The organism is Streptomyces hokutonensis (genome assembly GCF_042751305.1).
GTDB lineage: Bacteria > Actinomycetota > Actinomycetes > Streptomycetales > Streptomycetaceae > Streptomyces > Streptomyces hokutonensis_A.
Genome location: NZ_JBHYWD010000008.1, coordinates 329,468 through 337,409, shown reverse-complemented (window position 1 = coordinate 337,409; position 7,942 = coordinate 329,468). Strand labels below are relative to the sequence as shown.

At 69.4% G+C, this 7,942-nt stretch carries 9 protein-coding genes; 5 read left to right on the top strand and 4 right to left on the bottom strand.

Annotation, left to right across the window (positions count from 1 at the left end; translation table 11 throughout):
- Positions 1–120: 120 nt before the first annotated feature.
- From ACFXC1_RS23330 to ACFXC1_RS23315, 4 genes are all read left to right on the top strand, one after another.
- The gene (locus ACFXC1_RS23330; protein ID WP_019070417.1) at positions 121–288 is read left to right on the top strand and encodes a hypothetical protein; all 168 of its coding nucleotides are present in this window, start codon (positions 121–123) and stop codon (positions 286–288) included.
- Between the two features lie 79 nt (positions 289–367).
- Positions 368–943, top strand: coding sequence for a dCTP deaminase (gene dcd, locus ACFXC1_RS23325; RefSeq protein ID WP_019055444.1), 576 nt, complete (start codon positions 368–370; stop codon positions 941–943).
- Positions 944–945: 2 nt separating this feature from the next.
- A complete protein-coding gene (locus tag ACFXC1_RS23320) occupies positions 946–1,455 on the top strand; it encodes a phosphoribosyltransferase (RefSeq protein ID WP_381245427.1) in 510 nt (169 codons plus the stop codon).
- Between the two features lie 124 nt (positions 1,456–1,579).
- Positions 1,580–2,113, top strand: a complete 534-nt coding sequence (locus tag ACFXC1_RS23315; RefSeq protein ID WP_381245425.1) for a DinB family protein — start codon at positions 1,580–1,582, stop codon at positions 2,111–2,113.
- Positions 2,114–2,154: 41 nt separating this feature from the next.
- Here ACFXC1_RS23315 and ACFXC1_RS23310 read toward each other — a convergent pair whose 3' ends face one another.
- From ACFXC1_RS23310 to ACFXC1_RS23295, 4 genes are all read right to left on the bottom strand, one after another.
- The gene (locus ACFXC1_RS23310) at positions 2,155–3,201 is read right to left on the bottom strand and encodes a Yip1 family protein (protein ID WP_381245423.1); all 1,047 of its coding nucleotides are present in this window, start codon (positions 3,199–3,201) and stop codon (positions 2,155–2,157) included.
- Between the two features lie 87 nt (positions 3,202–3,288).
- Complete coding sequence (locus tag ACFXC1_RS23305; RefSeq protein ID WP_381245422.1) at positions 3,289–4,773, bottom strand: FG-GAP-like repeat-containing protein; 1,485 nt, start codon at positions 4,771–4,773, stop codon at positions 3,289–3,291.
- A 1,095-nt stretch (positions 4,774–5,868) separates the two neighbouring features.
- Positions 5,869–6,288, bottom strand: coding sequence for a hypothetical protein (locus ACFXC1_RS23300; RefSeq protein WP_381245420.1), 420 nt, complete (start codon positions 6,286–6,288; stop codon positions 5,869–5,871).
- 42 nt (positions 6,289–6,330) lie between these two features.
- Positions 6,331–6,744, bottom strand: a complete 414-nt coding sequence (locus tag ACFXC1_RS23295; protein WP_381245418.1) for a hypothetical protein — start codon at positions 6,742–6,744, stop codon at positions 6,331–6,333.
- Between the two features lie 161 nt (positions 6,745–6,905).
- Here ACFXC1_RS23295 and ACFXC1_RS23290 point away from each other — a divergent pair, with 161 nt between their 5' ends.
- Positions 6,906–7,823 carry a hypothetical protein gene (locus ACFXC1_RS23290; protein ID WP_381245417.1) on the top strand — a complete coding sequence of 306 codons (918 nt, stop codon included), beginning with the start codon at positions 6,906–6,908 and terminating at the stop codon, positions 7,821–7,823.
- Positions 7,824–7,942 lie beyond the last annotated feature (119 nt).

Here is a 7,942-nt window from a genome sequence, read left to right as displayed (position 1 = left end):
GGGTGGTGGGGGGGGGGGGGGGTGGGGTGGCCCGCGTGTTTTGTTTTACCTCTCCCCGTTTCTGGGGTGTGGGGGCGCCGGGCCCCCCCCCCCCCCCCGCGGCTCTTGGGGAAGGGACTCATGGACTTGATGGAGCGCACCGTCGTCCGTTGTGCCGATGGGCACGTGTTCAGCACCGCTTCGTTCCCGATGCAGCAGGCCGAGCGGCTCGGCCCCGGACGGCTCGTCCGGTGTCCACGGTGTGCCCGGCTCCGCAGCGCGGTGCCGGTGACCTTGGAGAAGCAGTAGCGGTAACCCGGTAGGCAGTCGCTGGCGCGCGGGTCCGTCCGATTGTGGTCGGTCCGCGCGTCTTGCGTATCCTCGGGGCGTGCTTCTCTCAGACAAGGACATCCGGGCCGAGATCGACGCCGGGCGGGTCCGGATCGATCCCTACGACGAATCCATGGTGCAGCCGTCGAGTGTCGACGTGCGCCTCGACCGCTACTTCCGGGTGTTCGAGAACCACCGCTACCCCCACATCGACCCGTCGATCGAACAGGCGGACCTGACGCGGCTGGTGGAACCGGAGGGCGACGAGCCGTTCATCCTCCACCCCGGTGAGTTCGTGCTCGCCTCGACCTACGAGGTCGTCTCCCTGCCCGACGATCTCGCATCGCGGCTCGAAGGGAAGTCCTCCCTCGGCCGGCTCGGGCTGGTCACGCACTCCACCGCCGGTTTCATCGACCCCGGCTTCTCCGGGCACGTGACACTGGAGCTGTCGAACCTCGCGACGCTCCCCATCAAGCTCTGGCCCGGCATGAAGATCGGCCAGCTCTGCCTGTTCCGGCTCACCTCGCCCGCCGAGTTCCCCTACGGCAGCGAGCGCTACGGCTCCCGCTACCAGGGCCAGCGCGGCCCCACCGCCTCCCGCTCCTTCCTCAACTTCCACCGGACGCAGGTGTGAGCATGGACGCCGTACGGGAGAACCTGACCTACGAAGCGTTCGGCGTCGCCGTCCGCGAACTCGCGCAGACCATCGCCGACGACGGCTACGAGCCCGACATCATCCTCAGCATCGCCCGCGGCGGGGTCTTCGTCGCAGGCGGGCTGGCCTACGCCCTCGACTGCAAGAACATCCACCTGATCAACGTGGAGTTCTACACCGGCGTCGGCACCACCCTCGACATGCCCGTCATGCTCGCTCCCGTCCCCAACGCCATCGACTTCTCCTCCAAGAAGGTCCTGATCACCGACGACGTCGCCGACACCGGCAAGACGCTCAAACTGGTCCGCGACTTCTGCCTCGACGCTGTCGCCGAGGTGCGCAGCGCGGTCATCTACGAGAAGTCGCAGTCGCTGGTGAAGTGCGAGTACGTGTGGAAGCGCACCGACGACTGGATCAACTTCCCGTGGAGTGTGTTGCCTCCGGTGCACAGGTCGGGGGAAGCGGCAAAGCCGAACAGGGAAGCGGTCTGACCTGCGGGTAGCCCGTGGATCAAAGGAAGAGCCCCCTCGGCGGATCATCGAGGGGGCTCTCGTGCTGTACGGCGGGATGTCCTTGTCAGGACGGGGCGTTGACCTCGGCTGCGACAATGCGCCCATGAATGACGCTTCTGGGCCGCAGACCTTCGCTTCGCCGCTCAAGCCCGTCGACCTGCCCACCATCGCGCCCGAACGCGAGGCCTTGGCGGGGTGGCTCGACTTCTACCGCGCCGAACTGCTGAAGAAGCTCGACGGGTTGACCGAGGAACAGGCTGCCCGCAGGGTCGTTCCGTCCCTCACCACCCTGCACGGATTGGTGCGACACCTCACCAAGGTCGAGATCATCTGGTTTGTCAACGTCATCGAGCAGAGCGAGGAACCCGCGCCCTTCGGCTGGCCCGAGCGCAGGGACGGTGACTTCCTGTTGGGCGACGGCGCGACACTGGCTGAGGACGTCGCGCGCTACCTGGCCGCCTGCGAGCGCAGCCGCGAGATCTTCGCCGGGGTTTCGCTGGATCATGTTTGCACGCACCACCGATTCGGGGATCTCGACGTGCGGTGCATCATGCTGCACATGATCAGGGAATACGCCCAGCACAACGGCCACGCGGACGTCATCCGCGAGCTCATCGACGGCAGTACGCAGAGCTGAGTCCCCTTCGTCGTCGTAGCGGAGAAGCCTCCGGGAAGTCTCTAGAACGTGCCCAGCTTCACGATCGACAGCAGGGCGATCAGCTGGATCGCGGAGGCGCCGAGGGCCTTGGGCCAGGGGAGGTCGTGGGAGCGGCTGACCATCATCGTCAGGAGCGCGCCGGCCGCTACCCAGGTGGCCCAGCCGAGGGCCTGGACGAAGGTGGCGTCGCCGCCGAAGAACATGGCGAAGACCAGACGGGGGGCGTCCGTGATCGACATGATCAGCATGGACAGACCGACCGTGGGCTGCCAGGCTCCGTCGCCGCCCAGCTGGCGGGCCAGGGTGTGGGTGACCACGCCCAGGACGAAGGACGACAGCACCAGCGCCACGGCGGTGATCAGGACGATCGGGACCGCGTTCGCCAGCGTGGCGTTTATGGCGTCCGCGCGGGCGCCGTCGAAGCCGAAGACCGCGAGCAGGCCGTAGAGGAACGTCACGATCAGGGCGGGGGCCCACATCGTGTAGTCCCGCATCTGGAGGAACGTCTGCTGGGGTGCGAGGACGATGCCCCGCAGCAGGTCCTTCCAGTGCAGGCGGGGGCCGACCTGGCCGGTGGGGGCCTGGGCCGAGCCCGCGCGGTACGTACCGCCCTGGGTGTACGGGTCCTCACCTACGGAGAACGCCTGGGTGTGGCCCGGGTTGTTCGCCGCGTACGGGTCGGGGGTCGTCGGGTGACCGCCATGGCCGTAGCCGCCGCCGTCGCCGAAGTACTCCGGCTCGTCGCCGTAGCCGCCGTTGCCGCCGTTCGCCTGGGACCACTGCCGGCCGCCGCCCGCGGGGCTTCCGTACTGCGGTTGCTGCTGCGGGTACGGCTGCGACTGCGGCGCAGAGGGGTAGCCGTACGGCTGTCTCTGCGGCGCTCCCTGTGGTGCCGGGGGAGCCTGCTGCCCGTACGGAGGTTGTTGAGGGCGCGCTTGCGGGGCCCGGCCGTCCCGGCCGCCGCGTCCGATCCTGAATCCAGCCACGTCATCGAACGTACCTGGTTCCGCAGAGTCACGGGCCGGGCCGGGGGTTTCGGGCGGGGCTTTGCTGCCGAGCTGTGACATCCCCTAAGGGACGTAAGGGGGCGGGAGAGGACGGCCGCCGGGCCCGTGGCGGACGGCCACGGGCCCGGCGTGGAGGAGGGCTGGAGACTAGTCGGCGAACAGGGCGCCGAACTGCGGTGTGCCCGCCGTCGAGACGCCCGCGGCGCCCGCGGAGATGGCGCGGGAGCCGGTCGTGACGATCTTCGTGCCGTCGGAGGGCAGGTAGGTCACCGCGCCGTCGGCGCTGTTCTCGTACGAGCCGACGATCAGGTCCGCCCTGCCGTCGCCGTTGACGTCGTCGAGCTTGACGTCGACGCCGAAGAGGTCGTTCTTCTCGTCGGCGCCGGGGACGCCGGCCGTGCTCTGGGCGAAGGACTGGACGCCGGTGGTCGTGTTGGCGCCGGACGCGGAGCCGTAGATGACCGTGACCATGCCTGCGTTGGTGGCGGCGCCGAGGTCCTCGTCCGGGGCGGAGACCACGACGTCCTGGTAGCCGTCGCCGTTGACGTCACCGAGGTCCAGGTCCCAGCCGAAGGCGTCGCCCTTCTCCGAACTGCCGGGTATGTTCCCGGAGTTCTGGGTGATGCCGGTGGTCACGGCGGGGCCGGACGCGGAGCCGTAGGTGATGTTCACCTTGCCGCCGTTCGCCGAGTCCGGGACGGTCGTGCCGTCGCTCGTCGTGGCGTCCCAGCCGGCGCCGGTGACGATGTCGCCGTAACCGTCGCCGTTGATGTCACCGATGCCGGTGACGATGCCGGGCTTGAGGGTCCGCACGCCCGCGACGCTCAGGCCGCTCGCGGTGCCGGGCACGAGGTAGTTGGTGTTCCAGCCGTTGCTGGTCTGCGTCTCGTAGCCGTCGACCACCAGGTCGGTGCGGCCGTCGCCGTTGACGTCACCGGCCGTGAGGTGGTGCGGGCCGTACGGGAAACCGCTCGAGCCGGAGTGGATCGGGGGCTTGATCGTGTAACGGCCGCCGGGCTTGCCGGTGGAGCTGCTGAAGCCGCCCTTGTAGACGTAGACGGTCGCGGCCGAACTGCCCACCGCCAGGTCCGCCTTGCCGTCGCCGTCGAAGTCACCGGCGGCCAGGGTCTGGCCCCAGTTGTCGTGCCCGGACACGGCCGGGTCCGGTACGTCGCTGCTCTTGCCGGTGAGGCCGCTCCTCGAACCCCACAGGATCGCGAGCGCGCCGCCGTCGGTGTCCGTGCCGACCTTCTCGTACGGCGAGCCCACGGCGAGGTCGTCGTATCCGTCGCCGTTGAAGTCGGCGTATGCCGTGGCGTAGCCGAAGTAGTCGCCCTTCTCGGCGGTACCGGGCACGTTGCCGGAGTTCTGGCTCAGCGTCGAACGCTTCGTGGACGACACTCCGGTGGCCGTGCCGTACAGGGCCACGACCTGGCCGGCGTCGGCCTGGCCGGCGACGTACGCGCCCGGCGCGGAGACGACGACGTCACCGATGCCGTCGCCGTTGAAGTCGGCCTTCGCGATCTTGAAGGAGTCGGCGGCGGTAGCTGTCGTTACCGAGAGGCTGAGCAGACCGCCCGTCAGCGCGGCCGCGGCGGCCGTCGCGAGGGTGAGTCGCAGGTACTGCTGCATGCGGGGTCTCCTGCGGCATGCGGGGGATGCTTGGCGGGCATCCGCGTCAATGAGGTGTCGATGGGGTGCGTACCGCCCGTGTTTGCCGGGGGTTGTCCTTGGATTCACGGGTGGTTGGCGATCAGGAGACCCTTGGTGAGGCGTAAGGGTTGTGCGTGAGCTCGGTAAATCTCTGAGGTTGGGGTGGGGGTGGGGTGGGGTGGTGCTTGCGTGTGTTGTGAGGGTGCTGTTGGGCCACTCGCTTCTTTGCCAGTGTCGGACTTCCACGGACCGAGTAAAGGGCGCTCCCTGCGGTCGCGTCGGCTCCGCCGATTCCGCTGCGCTCCACCCTTGACTAGGTCCGCTCCAGCCCGTTCAAGAAGCGAGCGAGCGGCCGGGGAGGAATGGGGGTCCCAGGTCGGCCAACCCCTCACGTCGGCTGCGTTGTGGGCCGGCGTTGCGGGGCGCGTCCGCGTCTCGTCGGCACGCCGCCTCGGCTCAGCGGCCAACCGGCGGTGGGGGGGGAGGGTGGCTGGTTGGGTGAGTGGGCAGGTCTGGGGCTACGGGGATGCACGGGCCCCCGGGACCGTCCCTGGTGGTGGCCCTGGTGGTGGCCCTGGTGGTGGTCCGGGTGGCGGCCTGATGCCGCTCTGATGCCGCCCATCGTCTTTCCTCCGGGGCTCGGTACGCCGGAATGCGGCAACCGGCCGGGAGAGGCCACGCCTGTGCGCCGCCCCCGACGTGCCCCCTCTGGAAGCCGGGATCTTTTCTAACCACTCATGTCAGTTAGAGCGGTTAGCCTGGCGCACAGCTTCTGGAGACCCCCACCCTCCCCCCCACCGGCGGTTGGCCGCTGAGCCGAGGCGGCGTGCTGGCGAGACGCGGACGCGCCCCGCAACACCGGGTGCGTACGCAGCCCACGTGAAGGGGTAGCAGACCCGGGCCCCCCATTCCTCCGGGCCGCTCGCTCGCTTCTCAGACGGGCTGGAGCGGAGCGAGTCAAGGGTGGAGCGCAGCGGAATCGGCGAAGCCGACGCGACCGCAGGGAGCGCCCTTTACTCGGTCCGCGGAAGCCCGACACTGGCAAAGAAGCGAGTGGCCCAACGTTCACTGTCGTCATGACGTACAGACGTCCTTGAGCCTGTCCGCTGCCGCGTCGATCTTGCTGGAATCCGGGTTCGTATCGCCGTTCAGGATGGCCTTGTTGTAGTCGGAGATCGCCTTGTCCAGGTCGTCGACTGCCTTGTTGAGCTTGTTGTCGTCCGAGTTCGCGTTGATCTTGTCGAGGTTCTTGTCGATCGTGGTGATGGATTCGTCGGTCTTGGTCGGGTCCTTCGCCGCGTCCACCCCCGCCTCGTGAATTGCCTTGAGGCTGTCGGAGATGGTGTTCCAGTTCTTCAGGCAGTTCAGGGAGTTGGAGGCGTCGGAGGTGTCGGTGGGGTCGCAGGCCGTGAGAAGTCCGGCTGTCAGCGCGGTCGCGGCCAGGAGCGTGGCCATGGTGGCCGTACGGCGTGCACGCGGGTGATGCGTGGTCATGGGAGGCCTTTCGAGGGTGGGGTCGGGGTGTGGATCGTGGGGTCAGGCCCAGGGCTCGTCCGTCGAGGTGCGGGGGGATGCCGGGGTCGGTCCCTTGCGGAGGTTGGAGATCAGGCCGCCTGCCGCGCCCAGGGACACCAGGCCCATTCCGGCCGCCGTCGCGATGCCCTTGGCGCCGTCCATGGCGAAGTAACTGGCCACGGCGACACCGCCGTTGAACAGGAACAGGAACCACAGGGTCGACGTCTTCGAGAGGAATGCCTTGATCTTCGGCTTCTTCGCTATGCGCGAGCCCGTCAGCAGCGCGACGGCGATACCGGCGAAGGTGGCCGCGGTCTTCGCCGTGCCGTCGAGTACGGCGCCGGAGGCCGTGCTCGCGGCGAGGCCGCCGATGAAGAACGACCACAGCAGCAGGTTGGCGATGAACGACTTCACGGTGGCGAGCAGCGATTTCACGGGATTTCCTTCGAGGGAAGAGGGAGGAGGGGAGGGATCTTCGGGGCTTGATCTCTGTTCTCTACGATTCCGTCGCGCGCTCGCCGTCACGAGGGACCGTTCTCCCGAATGCATGGTGTAGCGCGCTACACCATGGGGGCGCTGGGGGCGGGGTGGGGTTTGTGCGGGCTGTGCTGGTGTGGACCGTGCGGCTGTGCGGGCGGGTGGGGTGGGTCGCCGTCGCGGTCGCCTGTACGTGGCTGCTCGGGGTCGGGGCCGTACCGCGGCCGTGGAACGGGGTGTTGGCGTGGGGAGCCGTTGCCGCGGGGTGTGCCGTGGTCCGGGCGGGGGCGTTGTGGGGAGTGCGGCGGCTCGGAGGGTCCGGCAACAAGTCGTACGGCGGCGGGAGTTGGGCGTCGTACGACCGGATGGGGCCGGAAGTGCTCGGCCGTCGGCGTCCGCCCCTGGGCTACGTGCTCGGGTGCCATTTGGAGTCCCGGGTCCGGATCCGGGTCCGTACCTGCGCCGTGTGGCTTCTCGTGGGCCTCGCCTCCAGCGCGCTGTTCGTCGGGCTGCTGGGCTCCGGCAGTGGTGACGACCGGGTCGACGCCCTGCGGGACGCCGGTGCCCGGGTGAGTACCGCGACCGTCGTGGAGCGGCCGGGCGGGGTGCGGGAGGACCTGAGCGAGGACGTCGTGCGGGGGTATTCGGCGCGGCCGGTGGTCGCCGTGCCGGGCGGGCCCGAGCGGCTCGTCGTGAAGGGGGCCCACACGTACGACAAGCCCCGCGCCGGTGCCGAGGTCGCGGTGCTCTGGGCTCCGTCCGCGCCTGAGCAGGGCGGATACGTGCATGAGCGCAAGGATCTGCGCGCGCTCGCCGGGGGCCGCTGGAGCGCCTTCTCGGGCGGGGCCGCCGGCAGGGACGCCCTCGTCGCCTTTGTGCTCGTCATGGTCATCGGGTTCGTACTGGCCGCCGTGTTCACCTTCACGGCCGGGCCGGAGGCTCTTCAGCGGCTGACCTGGTCACCTGGGGTCCAGACGGTCCGTGCCGCCCTCCTCGTATACGTCTTCACCTCCGTGGGGACCATCGGGGACGACTGACGGACGACGACGCCCCCCCCCCCCCCCGGGGGGGGGGGGGGGGGGGGGGGGGGGGGTGTGCGGGCCGGGAATTTAAGGCGGGGGGGGGCGGGGGGGGTGACGGGGCGCGGGGGCCCCGC

Coding starts and splice junctions, on each gene's coding strand:
- ACFXC1_RS23330 (WP_019070417.1), top strand. CDS start 121: ATGGACTTGATGGAGCGCACCGTCGTCCGTTGTGCCGATGGGCACGTG.
- ACFXC1_RS23320 (WP_381245427.1), top strand. CDS start 946: ATGGACGCCGTACGGGAGAACCTGACCTACGAAGCGTTCGGCGTCGCC.
- ACFXC1_RS23315 (WP_381245425.1), top strand. CDS start 1,580: ATGAATGACGCTTCTGGGCCGCAGACCTTCGCTTCGCCGCTCAAGCCC.
- ACFXC1_RS23310 (WP_381245423.1), bottom strand. CDS start 3,201: ATGTCACAGCTCGGCAGCAAAGCCCCGCCCGAAACCCCCGGCCCGGCC.
- ACFXC1_RS23305 (WP_381245422.1), bottom strand. CDS start 4,773: ATGCAGCAGTACCTGCGACTCACCCTCGCGACGGCCGCCGCGGCCGCG.
- ACFXC1_RS23300 (WP_381245420.1), bottom strand. CDS start 6,288: ATGACCACGCATCACCCGCGTGCACGCCGTACGGCCACCATGGCCACG.